The 17,339-nt window shown below is 37.9% G+C and carries 14 protein-coding genes and 1 tRNA gene; 4 read left to right on the forward strand and 11 right to left on the reverse strand.

The features are described from left to right. Positions 1-10: 10 nt before the first annotated feature. Positions 11-892, reverse strand: a complete 882-nt coding sequence (locus DPC56_RS05475) for a cobalamin biosynthesis protein (protein WP_245923921.1) — start codon at positions 890-892, stop codon at positions 11-13. A gap of 94 nt (positions 893-986) precedes the next feature. Between DPC56_RS05475 and DPC56_RS05480 the strand changes: the two genes are divergently transcribed. Together DPC56_RS05480 and DPC56_RS05485 are read left to right on the forward strand one after the other, a co-directional pair. After that, entirely contained in the window at positions 987-1,466 is a 480-nt protein-coding gene (locus DPC56_RS05480; protein WP_245923923.1) for a DUF2299 domain-containing protein, read from the forward strand. A 1,838-nt stretch (positions 1,467-3,304) separates the two neighbouring features. Beyond that, on the forward strand, positions 3,305-4,450 hold the full coding sequence (locus DPC56_RS05485) for an orc1/cdc6 family replication initiation protein (RefSeq protein WP_112094148.1): 1,146 nt from the start codon (positions 3,305-3,307) through the stop codon (positions 4,448-4,450). 1 nt (position 4,451) lies between these two features. Here DPC56_RS05485 and pyrB read toward each other — a convergent pair whose 3' ends face one another. The 8 genes from pyrB to DPC56_RS05525 all read right to left on the reverse strand — a co-directional run bounded on the left by pyrB (position 4,452) and on the right by DPC56_RS05525 (position 13,477). Further along, positions 4,452-5,366: an aspartate carbamoyltransferase gene (gene pyrB / locus DPC56_RS05490; RefSeq protein ID WP_112094071.1), complete on the reverse strand. Its 915-nt coding sequence runs from the start codon at positions 5,364-5,366 to the stop codon at positions 4,452-4,454. A gap of 8 nt (positions 5,367-5,374) precedes the next feature. Next, positions 5,375-6,106 carry a tRNA (adenine-N1)-methyltransferase gene (locus DPC56_RS05495; RefSeq protein ID WP_112094072.1) on the reverse strand — a complete coding sequence of 244 codons (732 nt, stop codon included), beginning with the start codon at positions 6,104-6,106 and terminating at the stop codon, positions 5,375-5,377. Between the two features lie 4 nt (positions 6,107-6,110). Next, positions 6,111-8,315, reverse strand: a complete 2,205-nt coding sequence (locus tag DPC56_RS05500) for a DEAD/DEAH box helicase (RefSeq protein WP_112094073.1) — start codon at positions 8,313-8,315, stop codon at positions 6,111-6,113. Positions 8,316-8,385: 70 nt separating this feature from the next. Beyond that, positions 8,386-9,558: an aconitase X catalytic domain-containing protein gene (locus tag DPC56_RS05505; protein WP_112094074.1), complete on the reverse strand. Its 1,173-nt coding sequence runs from the start codon at positions 9,556-9,558 to the stop codon at positions 8,386-8,388. A gap of 1 nt (position 9,559) precedes the next feature. Next, positions 9,560-10,915 (reverse strand): single-stranded-DNA-specific exonuclease RecJ, encoded by a 1,356-nt coding sequence (locus tag DPC56_RS05510; protein WP_112094075.1) that lies wholly within the window; start codon positions 10,913-10,915, stop codon positions 9,560-9,562. Then, positions 10,881-11,282: a 30S ribosomal protein S15 gene (locus tag DPC56_RS05515; protein WP_112094076.1), complete on the reverse strand. Its 402-nt coding sequence runs from the start codon at positions 11,280-11,282 to the stop codon at positions 10,881-10,883. The genes DPC56_RS05510 and DPC56_RS05515 overlap by 35 nt, the downstream gene beginning before the upstream one ends. Then, the gene (locus DPC56_RS05520) at positions 11,279-11,839 is read right to left on the reverse strand and encodes an XTP/dITP diphosphatase (protein ID WP_112094077.1); all 561 of its coding nucleotides are present in this window, start codon (positions 11,837-11,839) and stop codon (positions 11,279-11,281) included. Before DPC56_RS05520 ends, DPC56_RS05515 begins: the two co-directional genes overlap by 4 nt. Before the next feature lie 18 nt (positions 11,840-11,857). Beyond that, the gene (locus DPC56_RS05525; protein ID WP_112094078.1) at positions 11,858-13,477 is read right to left on the reverse strand and encodes a bifunctional N(6)-L-threonylcarbamoyladenine synthase/serine/threonine protein kinase; all 1,620 of its coding nucleotides are present in this window, start codon (positions 13,475-13,477) and stop codon (positions 11,858-11,860) included. 87 nt (positions 13,478-13,564) lie between these two features. Between DPC56_RS05525 and cobT the strand changes: the two genes are divergently transcribed. Further along, the gene (gene cobT, locus DPC56_RS05530; protein WP_112094079.1) at positions 13,565-14,635 is read left to right on the forward strand and encodes a nicotinate mononucleotide-dependent phosphoribosyltransferase CobT; all 1,071 of its coding nucleotides are present in this window, start codon (positions 13,565-13,567) and stop codon (positions 14,633-14,635) included. Between the two features lie 644 nt (positions 14,636-15,279). Here cobT and DPC56_RS05540 read toward each other — a convergent pair. After that, the gene (locus tag DPC56_RS05540; protein WP_245923925.1) at positions 15,280-16,122 is read right to left on the reverse strand and encodes an undecaprenyl-diphosphate phosphatase; all 843 of its coding nucleotides are present in this window, start codon (positions 16,120-16,122) and stop codon (positions 15,280-15,282) included. A 40-nt stretch (positions 16,123-16,162) separates the two neighbouring features. Beyond that, the gene (gene ilvE, locus DPC56_RS05545; RefSeq protein WP_112094082.1) at positions 16,163-17,083 is read right to left on the reverse strand and encodes a branched-chain-amino-acid transaminase; all 921 of its coding nucleotides are present in this window, start codon (positions 17,081-17,083) and stop codon (positions 16,163-16,165) included. A gap of 135 nt (positions 17,084-17,218) precedes the next feature. On the opposite strand from ilvE, the gene DPC56_RS05550 reads away from it, so the two are divergent. Continuing rightward, positions 17,219-17,291, forward strand: a tRNA-Val gene (locus tag DPC56_RS05550). Positions 17,292-17,339: the final 48 nt, after the last annotated feature.

A 17,339-nucleotide genomic window follows, 5' to 3' on the forward strand; every position in this document is an offset into this window, starting at 1 on the left:
AGCGCTATTTTCAGATTAACACCCCCAAGATTATGATGGGTAATATGAACAATGATATAGTAACATATGATAATTTTAATGCATCAGAAATTGCTGATGTTTTTGGTTCATTGTTTTCATCCCCTATTATGTATACACCGGGCTTTTCTAATCTGATATTGAGAGCTCCAGCGGCGGCGGCCATTGGATAACCAGAGTTGGGGCTGGGAGTTAATTTACTGTCACGTAACATGGTTTTCAGGCTTTTTTTCCAATCCATTCTTAGTATGAAAGCCGCGGCTACTATGAGGAGTCCTGTTATCCGCGCTGGTATATAATTTAGGATGTCATCTGTCTTCGCAGGGAACCATCCAATAGAGCGATTTTGCTCGTCTTTGTAGCCTACCATAGCATCTAATGTATTAATAACCCGGTATCCCATTGCCCCTGGGAGCCCTAGTATCATGAAGAATATTATGGGGGAAATTATGGAATCTGTTATATTTTCTGTTAAACTTTCTATTACAGCAGATGTAAGCTGTTCCTTGTTAAGTTTAGACGTGTCTCTGCTTACCAAATTCGAAATATGCAAACGGGCTCTTCCAATATCCTTCTCAAGTTCACTTTTTGCTTTTTTTATCGATTTAAAGAAGAATCTGATGGAAAATGTTATAGAAAACAAAAAGGATGATAACAAGATCTTTAATAGCCAAGGTAAAAGGTTGATGAATAAAATTGGAATAATAAATGGCAGAAGGACTATGGAAGTTAGTATTATTCCTGAGATTTTCTTTTTTCCAAACTTGTACTTCAATTTTTCAGTTATGCTACCTATCCATACTACTGGATGGAAATAAACTGGTGGTTCACCTAGTAAAATATCTATTAAAACTCCGATCATGAATATTTCCATATTGTTCAATATGATGAAATTTCCCTCCCTTTGAGAAAATTTTCCTTGCCTATCTAAATATATATACTATTGACAATAATTTAGGAAGGAGAAGGTGATAATTTTGGAGAGTAAAATAAAACGATGGCTCACTGAAGAAGGTCTTCTAGGGCAAATAGTAGACGATGAAAATGCCAATTTCCATTTCATTGTAAATTACCCAGAAGACCATGTAATAGATGTCATACAACCAAAGGATAAAGAGGATCTAGTATTAGTTGCATGTGCCACGAGTGTAAGCCCAGAGCATTTATCAAAGATCCGGGAATTAAGCGAATCCAAGAGGGAAGAGTTTCTTTGGCAGGTCAGATTTTCCTTGAACAAGTTTCTCGTGGACTTCCAATTAGAACATCCAAGAAACATCCTAGAAAGTTATCTTGTAACTGATGAGATTTACAATGATGCATTAACTAAAGATAGGCTAATATCTACTATCAAAAAAGTATTTAAAGCCAAATTACATGTCCTATGGCTCATACAGAAGAAATTCGGGGAAAAAAAGGATGAATTTCATGAAGACACAATGTATGTCTAGAGAGAGGGGTGCATTTCAAGTGTAAAAATTGAGAGAGCCCCCCATCATGAATGAGAGAGGGGTGCATTTCAAGTGTAAAAAATTTCTTGTGGGTAATTTACACTTGAAATCTATCTGACTGCAATGACATCCCCCCACAAATGAGGGATTACTTAGGTCTAGGTACATTATTTTATCTGAAAAATTCTTGAGATTCTCCCCAGCATTGCTCAACTATGAGCTGTATTCTTTGATTATTATTAATATTCTGAGAATACCACGAAAAAATTTAAAGGATTGCTTTATCTCCCCATTTTAATACTTGCTATCTTTTATTACTTGAAGAATTATTATAACTCCTATGCGAATTTCATTGGGTCATGCCGTCTATGTGGTTAGAGCTAATTAATAACCTTCACTTTTCGACTTGTAAAAAAATTGGCTTTCTTTTTTAACACTGAAAAATTATAGCCTGCAAAAACTGGAAAATAATATAAGCATGGGTTTTTGTGTTTTTCCATCGGAAATACATCTATTATCAGGTTTTTTCATATAATTTTTTTGATAGGCGATTACTATTATTTTTGGTTTTTTTATTGCTTTCTTCTTGGATTATTTTTTTCCCAAGATAACTTCAAGCATGCACGTATCTTAACCTTTTATTTCATTTTGTTGACTTTTTCCTATCTTTGTAAATCTCTTAGTGGATATTCATTCCTTAATTTTATTAAGTTTGATTTACTTTGGTGTAATGTTGTTCATAATCTCTCTTGGCATTTGATAGGTTCAATGTTGGTTTTTACTCCGATCACTTCCATTCCCCATTTCTTTTTGAGTTTGAATTACCCTGTTCGAGGGTTTCTCCTTTTACTCCTTCAAAAAGTTGATGATGGGGACTAACCCTCAATTTTTTAATTATGTAAGAAGATACAGTGTAGGAACTATTGGAATTTATAAGTTCCATGAGAGTTTAACTTTCATTTTTATCTCATTTGGGCTTGAGGAGGCCATCTTTAGAATTTCCAAGTCTTTATATACATAACAGCGGGCGCATACCTCCAAATTATTTGATTCATTTCATATTGCAAATTACAAAGTCTATATAACTTATCTATCTTCTTTTTTTAACCTATATAATCTGAAATTATTACAGAAATTAAATAGATAGGATTATCCTTTTTATTGTAAACTTCCATATAATGAGGAATTTAATATGGGCTAATAAAAATAGATATTTCACAAATTGGAGGATAGGACCATTTATTTATACTTCAACGGATTTTTAGAACATATGGATGCTCTTGGCACATTAACAAATGGTAACTGTTATATTTCCTAAATCTAAATCGAATTTTTTGTTTTATCAATTTTGAAATGAATTTTGTGTGCAATTTTTAGATCTTGAGGATTTCTCATCGTGCAAATAATTTTATTCATGGAGCTTCTACATCATCCTTTACAAAATTTATTCTTCTTTTTTATTGACCTTTTTCTGAATAATATGATACAATTTTTTGTGATTTTGTTCACTGGCTAATTTCAGCGAGCTGGCATTCTTTATCCTAAGTGTTTTGAAGAATTACTATTTTTTATGGGTGTTACACTTGAAATGTATCTCTCTCTGTTTTGGGCTGGGGGGGTAGTTATTTGTTACACTTGAAATGTATCCCTCCCTCTATCGTAATATTTTTATGGCATATTTTAATAAAAAGTTTTATGTAATATGTTTGATGAAAAGTTACACTTGCAATATAACTGGAATTTCATGTGTTTTAAAATCAGGTGGGGGTACATTATCACATCATTTTGATTTTTACAAGTGGGACCAGAGCTCTAAAAATTTTATTAGAAGTGGTATCATGAATGTGTTTGATGAATTGGAGGGTAAGAAGTCGGTTTTTAAAGATAGAAGGTTTTTGGATCATAGGTTTTTACCGGATAAGCTACCTCACCGTGAAGAACAAATAAGGGCTATAGCTAAGTATTGGGTAGAGGCACTTAAGGGTGTTACACCTCCAGATATTACGATCTATGGGAAGACAGGAACTGGTAAAACTGCAGTGGCTAAATTTGCCATGAAACAGCTCAATGAAGCATCTAAGAATTCTAATGTCAATGTGAGGACTGAATATATACGTTGCACAGATTACACTACAGAGTATCAGGTTCTGGCGAGATTGTGTCAGCAGTTTGGAAAGGATGTTCCTTATCGTGGATGGACAAAGGCGGAAGTCATAAATACCTTTAGAAGCCTTTTTAAAAAGAATGTGTTTGGACAGGACCTCATACTCATAGTAGTGCTTGATGAAATAGATATTTTACTTAAAAATGATGGAGATGGTCTATTATATACTCTTACACGTACTGATAATGTCTCAATACTTTCAATTAGTAATTATGTAGATTTTAAAAAATTCATAAAACCGAGGGTAAGGAGCAGTTTAAGGGATCGTGAGATTGTTTTTCCCCCATATGCCGCTCCACAATTAGTTGATATACTTAATGAGCGTTCTAAATTATCATTCAATGATGGGGTGCTTGAGGACGATGTGATACCATTATGCGCTGCTTTAGCCGCTAGAGAAGAAGGTGATGCTCGTTATGCTCTTGATCTTTTAAGAACTGCTGGAGAAATAGCAGACGAACAAGGTTCTGATGTTGTTAAGGGAGAATTTGTAAGGGAAGCAAAGGAATATATTGAACATAACAAGGTCACTGATATTATCATGACACTTCCAAGTCAACAACAAAGAGTATTAGAGGCAATACTTTATCTCACCAAACGAGGTGAAGAGATAACATCAGGCAGGCTTTATGAAGTTTATAAGAAAATATCACAAGGAGATTTCGTCTCCTATAGGCGAATATTTGATTTCGTTAACGAATTAGAATTACTAGGACTCATATCTACCAACACTGTTTCAAAGGGCAGGGGAAAGGGCAGAACCAATATTATAAAGTTGCAGTGCGATACATCAGTCCTTGAAAACGCCCTTTGGATGTGACCTATTTTATAAGCGCTTTTAGGAGGGCCATTCTCACTGGCACGCCATAGAATGCTTGTTGGAAATATTTACACTGGGGCATAGTATCTACATCAACTGATATTTCATCTACGCGGGGGAGTGGATGCATTACTATAACATCTTTACCATTTAGCATTTTACCATCTATTCGATATGCACCTTTGATTTTAGAATATTCTTCTGGATCTGGGAATCTCTCCTTTTGTATTCTTGTCACATAGAGTACATCCACATCATCTATAACCTCTGCAATCCTAGTGGTTTCATGGACAGATATACTTTGTTCTTTGAGATCATGGATAATGTCACGTGGCATTTTAAGTTCTTTTGGGGATACGAATATCATATCTACATTGAACATGGCAAGTGCATATGCGAGTGAGTGAACTGTCCTACCATATTTAAGGTCGCCGATTAAAGCTACTTTTAAGCCTTCTATGCCATTAAATATCCTTTTCATTGTATAAAGGTCGAGGAGTGTCTGTGTAGGGTGTTGGCCTGCTCCATCCCCGGCATTTATGACTGGTATATCTATGATGTCTGAAATGTAGCGGGCTGCTCCTTCTGCGTTATGTCTTATTACGATTGCATCAGCATAGCATGCTACCACTCTTGCAGCGTCTGCTAGTGTTTCACCTTTGGCGGCTGAACTTTCAGCGGCTTCTGAGAAGCCTATCACACTACCTCCTAATCTTTTCATGGCTGCTTCGAATGATAGTCTTGTCCTGGTTGAGGGTTCATAGAACATCATGCCTAGTATTTTACTTGACAAGATCTTTGAGGTCTTTTGGGAGCGGGCGATGGGCTCCATTTTTTCTGCTTCTTTTAATATGAATTCGATGTCTTCTTTTGTGAAATCTTTTATTGATATGACATTTTCTAATTGGAAGCCCATTTGATCACCTATATTTTTCGGGTGAATGTTAAGTAACCTGTGTGTCCGATCATCCGTGTGCGGGGTCTTGTACCTTTCCTTTTTATTTCAATTTCTCTTGTAATAACTTCAACAGTTTTTATCTCTTTAAATCCGCACTTTTTAGCCTTTTCGTGGATGATTTTAACAGGTTCTATGTATGGATTGTAGAATACGATCCATCCTCCATTTTTTAGGGCGTTCTTAGCGTCTTCTATGATTTTCCAGGATCCTGGGAGGTCGAGGAATATGAGATCTAAATTTTTCTCTTCTATGCCTTTTTTTATATCTTTATTTTTAAGGATTATATTTTTCATCCCAGAATTTTTGATATTCTTTTTTGCTAATGTTGCGAAGTCTTCTCTTATCTCATAAGTGTAGACTTTGCCTGTGTCACCCACTATATTTGCAAGGGTTAGTGCAACACTCCCGGAACCCGTACCTGCATCTAATACTCTTTGACCGCTTCCAAGGCCCGTATATGAAATAACTATTCCGATGTCCTTGGGGAGGATAATTGATGATTTTCTTTCCATTAGTTCTATGAAATCATTGATATTGGCTTCTATTACCTTGAATTTCTTCCCGAGGTGCGTTTTCAGTTCTTCTCCTGGGGTGCTCCCTTCTATTTTTTCTTTTTTTATTATTCCAAGGTCGGTTTGGAAGTCTTCACCCGTTGGAGGCATGTATTTTTTGCCTCTTTCATCTATTAAAATTTTCAATTCATCACCCTTCGAATTTAGAGTCTAAGACTTTGCGAATTTCTCGTGCTATTTTTTCACCTATACCCTCTACTTTTTTCAATTCTTTTTCAGAGGCATTTACTAAGTTTTTTATTGTCTTGAAGTGTTTAAGGAGTTTTCTCGCGTTCACGGAGCCTATGTATGGTAGTGATTCTACAATGAATAGTTGTCTTTCTTTTAGGGTTAATGGTTTTTTTTCGGTTCTTATTTGTATCTCTACTTTTTCTTTTGATTGTTCACGGATTGCTATCCTTTTTATCATGGCCGCTGTATCTTCCGGTGATCTTGTTGGGATTATGGGTATTCCAAAGTCCACTGCAATGGATGCTATGGCTCCTCTTATGGCATTTGGGTTGATGAAGGCTGAGTAGAGGTCTTCCCCTTCTAGTATCATGATGGGTTTTTTAAATTCTTTTACAAGTTCTCTTGCTTGCTTGTAGAGTCTTTTGTCAATGAGTGAATTTATGAAATCGTTTGTTGTTTTTCTTTCTATGGCAACTTCGTCGCTGACTTGGTAATCTGCAACTGCCATTGGTTTTATGATTACTTCGACGTCCATTTTAGTTAATTCTCTTAAAACTCGTGAATTAACCTCTCTGGAATCGGCATAGACAATATATTTACCCTCCGAGGCCTTTTGAGGTTCTAAACTTCCTGATTTTATTTCTATTTCCATTTTTTTCGCTTTTTGGAGGTGTTTTTTCATTTTATTTTCTTTGTGGATACTTGACCAGTAGTATGCTTCGTCTCGGGTTTTTTCTGTTATCATGACCATCATGCGGCCCATTTTTTTCCTCCCGGTACGGCCACGTCTTTGTATCATTCTTATCTCTGATGGTACGGGTTCGTATAGGATTACGAGGTCTACGGCTGGTATGTCCATTCCTTCTTCCGCGACACTAGTTGAAATGAGAATGTCATATTTTCCTATGCGGAATGCTTTTATGATTTCCTTTTGTTCTTTTTGTGTTAGGCCTTTGGTACCGGTTCTGGTGCCTTGTCCGTAAAATTTAGCTGCGTTTATTTTTTCTTCTTGGCATTTTTTGTATATTTGTTCGACTGTGTCTCTGAATTGTGTGAATACAATGATCCTTTTTATGTCTTCTTTTTTAAGCTCCTTTTTTAATATTTTAATTAGTTTATCAAGTTTTGGGTGTTCTATTCCTCTTTTGTATGCTCTTCTTGTTTCTATCATTGCACGTGAAAAATTTGGATCTGTTATGAGGCTTTTAGCCGCTTTTGTACTCTTTTTTTGTAATCTTAGGAAGTATTGGTGTAATGTGCTTATGCCCTGTGTTTCTAGGAGTTCTATGGCATGTTCTATGTTTATGGCCGCGGCTAGTAATGATATTCCGATGTAGTATTTTTTTGGCGGGTTTGTTGTTTTTGCGATCGTGTTTTGGATTTTTCCCCTTGCTTTGAGTAGATCTTTTTTTGTTATGTTTATTGTTGGTATTATGTGGAGGTGTTTTAGCATTTTTAGTCGGTGTTTGCGGGCTTTTTCCAAGTGTTTTTTTATATTTTTCAGGGTACTTCCCATTTTAACTTTTATCCATTCTATTTCTATGGGATTGAAATAGGGTGATACATCAGGATCATCTTCTGTTTTTATTATAATTTCTTTTATGAAGAGGTTTTTGCATACGCTTTCTATTTTTTCTTTTTCGAAACCGGGGGATGCTGTCAGTCCTAGTATGAGGGGGTTTTGGGCTTCTTGTTGGTAGCGTGATGCCAGATATACATAAGAGTATGAGCCTATTGCATGGTGGCATTCATCAAAAACTAGGAGTGAAACATCTTTGAGGTTATATCTTCCATTTATTATGTCGGATTCAACTGTTTGGGGTGTTGCACATATTATTTGGGATTCTTTCCAACGTTTAACACGTTCTGTGGGGTTGATGGCTCCTGTGATGGATGTGCATGGTACTGTTAAGAATTCTTGGAAGCTATCTTCATGTTGTATTGTGAGGGGTTTGCTTGGTGCGAGAATTAGGATTTTTGATTTTTTATATTTTTGTAATCTTTCAGCAGCTACTAGCACGGCTATAACGGTCTTACCCAAGGCTGTTGGAGCTACTATCATAGAATTGCCCTTTTTGAGTACGTCTGCTGCGATTTTTTGTTGATATAGTCTGGCTTCGATTTTCTCTGGTTTTATGAGGGGATGTTCAATATATTTTGCCATGAATTTTTCTATGATGTATACGTTTATATAATGGTTTCAAACTTCACACTTAAAACTTATAAATTATAAGTTATAATTCTATTAGGGTTTTCCAATCATCAAAAACAACATCCACCCCACACATGCTAGGAATATAATTAGCAGCCTTAGCTGAATCAACACCAACCACTTCAAAGCCAAGATCCTCTATAGGAGACACAACCATACAAGTATCAGAGACCATAACCCCACCAGACTCCTCTATAATATCACTATACCCCATCCGATCCGCAGCCGCCTTAAGAGCATGAGAAGTGCAAACCCAAAAATCACATGAAAGACTCTGACGGCGCAAATAACGGGCCAACAACCTAATTTCATTTAATGAACAATGAGGGCAACCGACACATATTAAATCCGGTTTATCATTAGTGGTGGAAAGCTCATCCACAGAATCCTTAAGGGATGCGCTGTCAACAGATATCTTATCCTCAAATTCACACGCAATCGCGGAGGTTAAACCCTCTACATAATATAATGCAATAGCACCAGAAGATGCGAGTGCAGCGCCCAATGATTTAAATTCATCACTTGAAGGCCGCCCATGAAACTGGAAACTAGGGACACCATCCTCCACAACTTTCCCAACATGGTATCCAAGAACACCATACTCGTAACCCTCTATGGGCTCTTCAACTTTCACAAGAATATTAGCAGTTCTATTTTCATCCAAGTGATAACCATAGGCAGGTGTTCTTCCACAAATAGCGGCTGCAAGGGCGCTAGGACCCCCCTCCCTATTGGTTCTCGCCCCCAGAATAGAATTTGCATATATGACGGCCGAGGATTCTGACCAGGCGATATGGGAGCCTCTTGTTGGAATGTTCCCAATAAGGTATGGGGTGCAAGTGCAAGTGTTCATCACATCCATTCTAGTATAGGCATCTATAATCCTATATTGTCTATCTGCAAATTCTCTTGGAAATCCTAACTCTTGCCACTTCTCTAGGTCTATACCCGCAGGGTTCAAGCTGCTTTGGACCTTCACCCTAGCAGAGGGATCCCTTGAAAATTCTTCTAAATATTCTAATCCAGCATCTCCAATGGTCTTATAAGAAACGCCCGAGATCTGGGCTGAAGATATCTCTACCATCTTCTCAGCCCCGTAAATGTCACCAAGGGCTACTAAAATTTTCATACTTTTCTCGATAGCCTCGCCATATTCTCCATCATACATTTCCTCTTCATGGGCTGTGAGATACATCTCAACTCTCCTTTTTCTGACTTCCAATTATATTATCCACAAGGCGCAGGAAATTTTCAAGCTCTCTATAAGGAATCATGGCCCCAGCCGCTATATCATGACCTCCACCCGTACCCCCAAAGTTTGAGGAGGCATCCCTAAGGGCCTTTCCAAGGTCAACGCCCCTTTCAATGATCTTGGGAGTGGCCCGTGCAGAAACTTTTACTTGATTATCCATCCTTGAAAGGGCGAGTATGGGCAGGCTTGGATCTGATAATCCTAGTGAGAATGATATGCCAGCTATGGTTCCCATCACGCCTTTGAGGGCTTTTTCTTCCGTGTAAATGTATTGTATATGTTCCATTTTCTTTGGTTTTTCCCTTTTGATCCATTCAAGACCCTTTATGATACCTTCACGATACTTTCTTTGAAGGTTTAAAGCTTTTTCTAGAGATTTTTCTTCTTCACCAAGGCATATTCCTATGGCTAGACCATACTCTTTATTTTTGCCACAAGCGTCTAGAAGTTTTGCGAAATCTGAAAGATATCTTATGGTCAATGGAAGTCTTTTATCTGTGAAAACTTCTCCAAATATTTCCGGGTTTATTTTAATTAATTCGCTTTTTAGGGTGTCTTTTTCTTCGGCTCCAAGATCTTGAAATCTTATGGCATATGATACTCCTATTTTTTCGAGGAATTCCTTGGAACCTTCTATGTTTGCGGTTATGCCTGGAAGTGTGGGGTTGAATGTATATGCGAGGGCTTTGTATAATGGTTCGTCATATCTTGATGCTATCCTAAGATCTTCATGTGTTTGTACTGAACCGTTTTTGATCCCTTCTTCCATTATGAAACGGTTCATGCCTATAAATTCATTAAAGTATTGCATGTCGCCAAAGGCGCCTACGAGAGCGAATGATGCGAGTGATTTTTCTAAGCCCCTTATTATCAGATACGCGGCTCCTGAGGCGCTGAGTTCCCGACTTCCATCAAACCCGAACAAATGGGGGTTGACATGGATTATATTAGTGTCTGTAGTCGAGTCTATGGGTTGGTGGTGGTCTGCTATTATAACATTTCCATGAAGGTGTGAGAGGGCAGGTAAATTGGCGCTGCCCATGTCGCAAAAAAAGAAAACTTGATATTTTTCATTTGATAGTTTTTTTATGAAATTATCAGTTAACCTGGAGACGATGGAAATATGGAATTGGCCATTTCTGGTGGAAATGGCTTTACCTATCATACCAGCTGCTGAAAGGCCGTCTGCATCATTATGTGATATGACGCGTATTATGTCCCCTTTATCTAAGTGTTCTTTAAGTATTTTGCAAGCTTCATCGCCTCTATTTAACAATGAGCGCTGCCTTTTCTGGGTCATATTTCCATCCTTCTGGTAGTACGCCTTTTCTCACGTAGTATTTTACTAGTCGCCTGATTTTTGATTCAACAAGTTGCAGTCCTCTCCGAGTGTGAAGGTCCTTTGGGTGTTCTTTTAGGTGTTCTCTGATGTTAACAGCTTTTTTCATGAGGTTTATTAGGTCCTCTGGGTACTCTAATTTTATATCATGCTTTTCTAGGATCTCTGTTATCTTCATTCCTGTTATTGCTTTGACGTTTGGGATCCCATGTTGGTCCCTTAGGATTATACCTATTTTACTAGGGGGGTTTCCTTCCTTGTATAATTTTATTATTAGTTCTTCTATTTCTTCATTGGAATATTCAACCCAATCTGGTTTTATCTTCATAGGATCACCTCTCTTTTGTACCATTTTGCGAATTTTCTGAAGGATTTGCTTCTGTGGGATATTTTATTCTTCTCTTCCCTGGTTAGTTCCCCGAAGGTTTTATTTTTTCCTTCTGGGTAGAATATAGGGTCAAATGCGAAGCCTTTATTTCCCTTTTCTTTAAATCCTATTTCGCCTTTCACCACGCCTAGAAAAGTCTCGGGTTCGGTGTCGGGTGCACAGTACCCTACAACCGACCTGAACTCGGCGTAGCGATCATCTATGTTTTCCATTAATTTGAGGATGCCATTATTGCCGATGGTCTCTTGCACATATGCTGAGTATGGTCCTGGAAACCACTTTAGAGCCCTTATAAATAATCCTGCATCCTCTACGATAACGGGTTTTCTGAGGAGTTTCGCAGCATACTTTGCACCATATTTTGCCACTTCTTCGAGCGTGCCTTGGAGTTCTGGGTATTCGATGTCTACTTGTTCTACTTGTATACCAAACTCCTTGAAAATCCCTTTTGCCTCCAATACCTTATGTTTGTTACCGGTTATAAATGTTATCTTCATCTTAATCTACCTTACCAATTAAGTGTAGCGTCCCCTATCTTCTATCTCTTTAATCTTTGATTCTATTTCGATGGATGATTTTTTTTCATAGCCCTTGAGAACTTTTTTGAAACATTCCCGCCATATATTATAATGGGTGCTTTTAAGGGCCTTTTTTAAGACTAGAAGATCAACTCCCCTATCTTCTGTTTCTTTTGAAAATTTTCCAAGGCCGAAGTCGATGAAAACAAGATCATTACCTTCCATGATAATATTAGAGGTTGTAAGATCTCCATGGATGATCCCATGCTCATGGAGTTTAGCTATATTTTCCCCAATACGTTCACAAATTTTCTTCCTTTCACTAGGGTCCAAATTTTCTATGATATCATTTAATGGTTTTCCTGTGATATTTTCCATTTTAATGGAAGTCCTCTTGAGATTTATATCGAATAAAAGAGGTGTTAGAACGCCACATTTTTTCGCTTCATTAAATAATTTAGCCTCATTTCTTGTACGGAATCTTCTAAGATCTTCATCAATTTCTTTTATCCGATAATCTTTCTTTATCCTTTCCTTTATTATTGCATTGTAGTGGAGCCAAGTTCCATTGTAAATGTTTGCCTCAGCACCCTTCGCCTTAAGATGGCTAGGTAATTCCAATTTTTCCTTGGTTTCTTCCATCCAGGGTATGTCAACCTGGTCTGTCCTGTAACGTTGAATGATGGTTGTATCCTCTATACGATCAGGTCCTTTATACTTGTATGTGAGCTGACCTAACCATGCTATCATAGCACCATTGTCCCCGCAATATTCTGGTGGGGGCATGAAAAATTTAGCATAATGTCCATCGCACATTTTTTCTAACATAGTCCTCAATCTCTTGTTCACTGCTACTCCACCACAAAGTAGAACTTCCCTTTTCTTTGTATGGGCAAGAGCCCTTTCTGTAACCTCTACAAGCATTGAAAATGCTGTCTCCTGTAAACTATAACAAAGATCTTCAAGTTCTGCACCCGTCTCATATTTTCTAAGGGCTGCTGTAAGCAAACCTGAAAATGCTAGATCCATCCCCTTAACAGTATATGGTAGTCGGATATAATTTGAAGACTTTTCGGCTAATTCTTCGACTTTAGGACCGCCCGGATGCCCCATTCCCACTTCACGACTGAACTGGTCTAACATGTTCCCTATGGCGATGTCTAGGGTTTCCCCAAAAACCCTGTAACGGTTTTCTTCAAATGCTATAACTTGCGTGTTCCCACCACTTACATAAAGTGAAACCGGGTCTTCAGCGCCTGTGGTAAGTCTTCCGATTTCTATGTGCCCGATACAATGGTTAACCCCCACTATAGGTATGCCTAATGTTAATGCTATTGTTCTTGCCGCTGTTGCAACGGTTCGAAGAGCCGGTCCAAGTCCAGGGCCCTGTGAAAAAGCTACCAAATCAATGTCTTTGGCTTCAACCCCAGCCTCTTCAAATGCCTCTTTTAGAAGTTCTGGTATGTGTTTTGAATGGTGTTCAGCAGCTTCCCTTGGATGTATTCCACCAGTGCTGGGGATTAGCGATTTTCCAATTGAGGATAAGATATTGCCTTTATCATCAACTATACCGATACCTGTTTTTTCTGCTGTTCCTTCTATGCCTAAGCATAACATTTTTGACCCCATTATCTTAAGGTATAACTTGATTATATAGTTCGTTTAAAATAAGTTTTCACAGAGTTTCACAGAGGGGTGAGAGTAATGTTCGAAGAATTAAAGGTTTATGGGTCTGAAGATTTTCTCCATGAATTAGAGGATAAGAAACCATTATTTTTATGTGTACTTGCAACTACAGCCACTTCACAGATCCCTGGTATAACAGGGGCCGGTGCTGCTCCAGATCTTACAGAATATACTCCAGCAGCCGACGTTGAGTTGATAGTCCATGAAGCCCCTTTATGTCTTCCTGAAATACCTAAAACTGTAGTGGAAGGAGGATCAACACCCACTCCAGCAGTAATAACAAAAGCTTGCATAGAATTGGCTGATATACCATTCCTTGTGGCCGATGCAGGTGCTCGGATAAAACCTAATCTACCATATATTCTTATAAATGAGAAACCAGGAGATGACATACGCACTGGGAAAGCTGTGGATAATCCGAGGAAAATATTTGAAAACGGTAAAATACTTGGAGAGATGCTATCTGGCATGGCGGAGCATCTCATAATAGGTGAAAGCACGCCTGCGGGCACCACCACAGCACTGGGGGTTTTAACAGCCCTGGGATATGATGCAAACTTTAAAGTGAGCGCAAGCCTCCCTGAAAACCCACATAACCTTAAAAGGGACGTGGTCAAAGAAGGATTAAAGAATGCTGGTATAAAATGGGGTGAGAAGGTTAAAGACCCATTTAAGGCTGTTGAAGCTGTTGGGGATCCTATGATACCTGCTATAGCAGGTATATGTATGGGAACTGACATACCTATTACTTTAGCTGGTGGAACTCAGATGACAGCCATATGCGCTTTTATCAAGGCCATTGAGGAAGATTTTGATTTTTCAAGAACACCCATCGCAACAACAATTTTCGTGGCCGAGGATGAAACTTCGGATATTAATCAGATAGCAAGGCAGATAGGTGATATAACCATTTATGCCGTGGATCCTGGTTTCGAAAGAGCCACTCATAAAGGTTTGCATGGTTATCTCACAGGATCTGTTAAGGAAGGTGTTGGTGCGGGTGGCATGCTCCTTGAAGCCCTTTTGAAGGGCGTGAGCATGGACACCATAAGGGATAGAATTGATGAATTATGTCACAAGTTATTCTAAGATTTTTCAAGAACTTGAAACCATCAAATCCAATTATACTCGTGGCTTTTTTATTTTATATAGGAGGCTTTATCTCCTATTTTTTTATAAAGACCTTTAATTTTGGCTTTTTAACAGGAGATTTTATCGTATATTTCAAATCACATCCTATAACATGGGATTATCTTAAAATCCAATTTATAGATCGTTTAGGGGGCGTGACCTTTAATATATTCATTTCAAATGTCTTGATCGTGTTTTCTTGTATATTTTTGGGTTTTCCCATTATTAATGCTGTATTTTTAAATCTTATAGGATTTTCTGGTGCTTTGTTGAATGCTTTGATTTCTCGTTTTGGATTTGAGGGTTTGATAATATATCTTGGATTATTCCATTTGCATTTGGAGATTTTAGGCGCTCTACTTTCAATAGATGCTTTTTTCGCCTTTTATATTTCCTTGTATCGTTCATTGAAGGCTGGTTCAGTTAATATTTTCACCAAGGAGCTTAAGAGCGGATTTTTACCATTATTGTTTAGGATACTTATCATATTTTTATTCGCAGCATTTATGGAAGTGTTCTGGAGCACTTGGTGGGTTTATATTTGGACTCATAAGTATATTCCATGGCACCAGTTTTATTTTAAAGTTTACAATGTTAAATTTTTATAAGAGGCTTATAAGGAGTGTTAAACCTCCTATTATCCAACAGTACCAAGAGAATAAGACAAGATTTTTCGTTTTTATAAACTTCAAGAAATATTTAATAGCCAAATAACCAGAAACTGTGGCCGCAATAAACCCTAATGTGAAACTCTGGGTTTCAAAATGGAATCCTCCCATTATATCCTTTAATTGGACTAATGAAGCCCCAAATATTGCAGGTATAGATAATAAAAAACTGTACCTTGCCATGAACTCCCTTTCAAATCCAAGTGATAAACCAGTTGCTATAGTCGCCCCTGAACGGGATATGCCAGGCATTATAGCGCATCCTTGGGCAAACCCGACCAAGAGAACATCGGCCAAATTCATATTATCAAAGACTCTCTTCCTCGAAAATCGCCCATATATTATCTCAGAACCCCATAATATGAAACCTGTGACGATAAGTAATGATCCGACTGCAGGCAGATTATTGAAAAGGCCCTCGAAAAAATCTTTGAAAAAAACACCCATCAAACCTGCAGGGATGCTCCCAATTATTATAAACCAAGACAATCTTTTGATAGGGTCATTTTTAATCCCATCACTAAAAGTCCCTTGTGGGATATCTAAGAGGCTCGAAAAAAAACCTTTAAGAATATCCACCACTTCAACTCGGAAATATCCAATAACAGCAACAAGAGTGGCTATATGAAGGAGGGTGTCAAATGCAAGATCTGAATAATTCACACCAATAAGATAAGGGACTATTACAAGATGGGCAGAACTACTTATAGGTAAAAATTCTGTAGCACCCTGGACTATCCCTAATATTATCGCCTGTATAATGTCCAATAGATCCACCTTCTATAATATATTATTGGAATAGAAGCATACTATGATTTTATTCGATATATGTAAGCCATTCGAATCTGTCATCGACTTCTGCTCTTAGAATTTTGAAGAAACTATCTTGAAGTTTTTCTGTTAGAGGGCCTCTTCTCCCATCTCCAATTTTTATACCATCAACTGACCTTATAGGGGTTATTTCAGCCGCTGTTCCTGTGAAGAACAGTTCATCTGCTAAATATAACATTTCACGTGGTATGCGCTCTTCTTTCACATTTATGCCCATTTCATTGGCTAATCTTATAACAGAATCTCTTGTTATCCCAGGCAATAGTGAAGAAGATACTGGTGGAGTGTATAGTTCACCATCCTTTACTATGAAGATGTTTTCTCCACTGCCTTCACTTACCATCCCATTGTAGTCGAGCATTATACCTTCGTCATAGCCGTGCTTTATAGCTTCCATCTTCACTAGTTGCGAGTTGAGATAATTTCCACCGGCTTTGGCCATGTTTGGGAGGGTGTTTGGCGCCATCCGCCTCCAAGTTGAGACTCCCACATCAACACCTTCTTCTAATGCTTCTTGTCCGAAGTAACTTCCCCATTCCCATGCTGCGATCACAACCTCCACTGGACAATTAAGGGGGTTGACACCAAGCTCTTTATACCCTCGGAAGACAATAGGTCTTATATAACACTCCTCGAGATTGTTAACCTTGATTGTTTCAATTATGGCTTCACATATCTCCTCTTGGGTGTAGGGGATATCAATCATATATATTTTCGCTGAATTAAACAATCTCCTGATATGGTCTTCCAAGCGGAAAATTGCGGATCCTTCCTTGTTCTTGTAGCATCTAATTCCTTCAAATACACTTGATCCGTAGTGTACTACGTGTGAGAGCACATGTATTTTTGCTTCATCCCATTCTATAAAACGATTGTTGAACCATATCTTCCCTTTATTAGATAACATAAGCAAAACCTCAAGCTTATTCTTTTTAATTATTCACTACTTGGTATATATAAGCTATAGAGCAAGTGTATTATATCAATGGTATATTTAGGGGGAAACTTTATATAGATTAAATATAGTATTTTTTTAATACGAGGGCCGGTGGTCTAGGGGTTAGGATACCTCGCTTACAACGAGGTGGTCGCGAGTTCGAATCTCGCCCGGCCCACTCCCTACCTTTTTCTTATTTTTTCCTGGAAAAGATAAAAGTATATAC

Source organism: Methanothermobacter tenebrarum, assembly GCF_003264935.1.
GTDB classification, from domain to species: domain Archaea; phylum Methanobacteriota; class Methanobacteria; order Methanobacteriales; family DSM-23052; genus Methanothermobacter_A; species Methanothermobacter_A tenebrarum_A.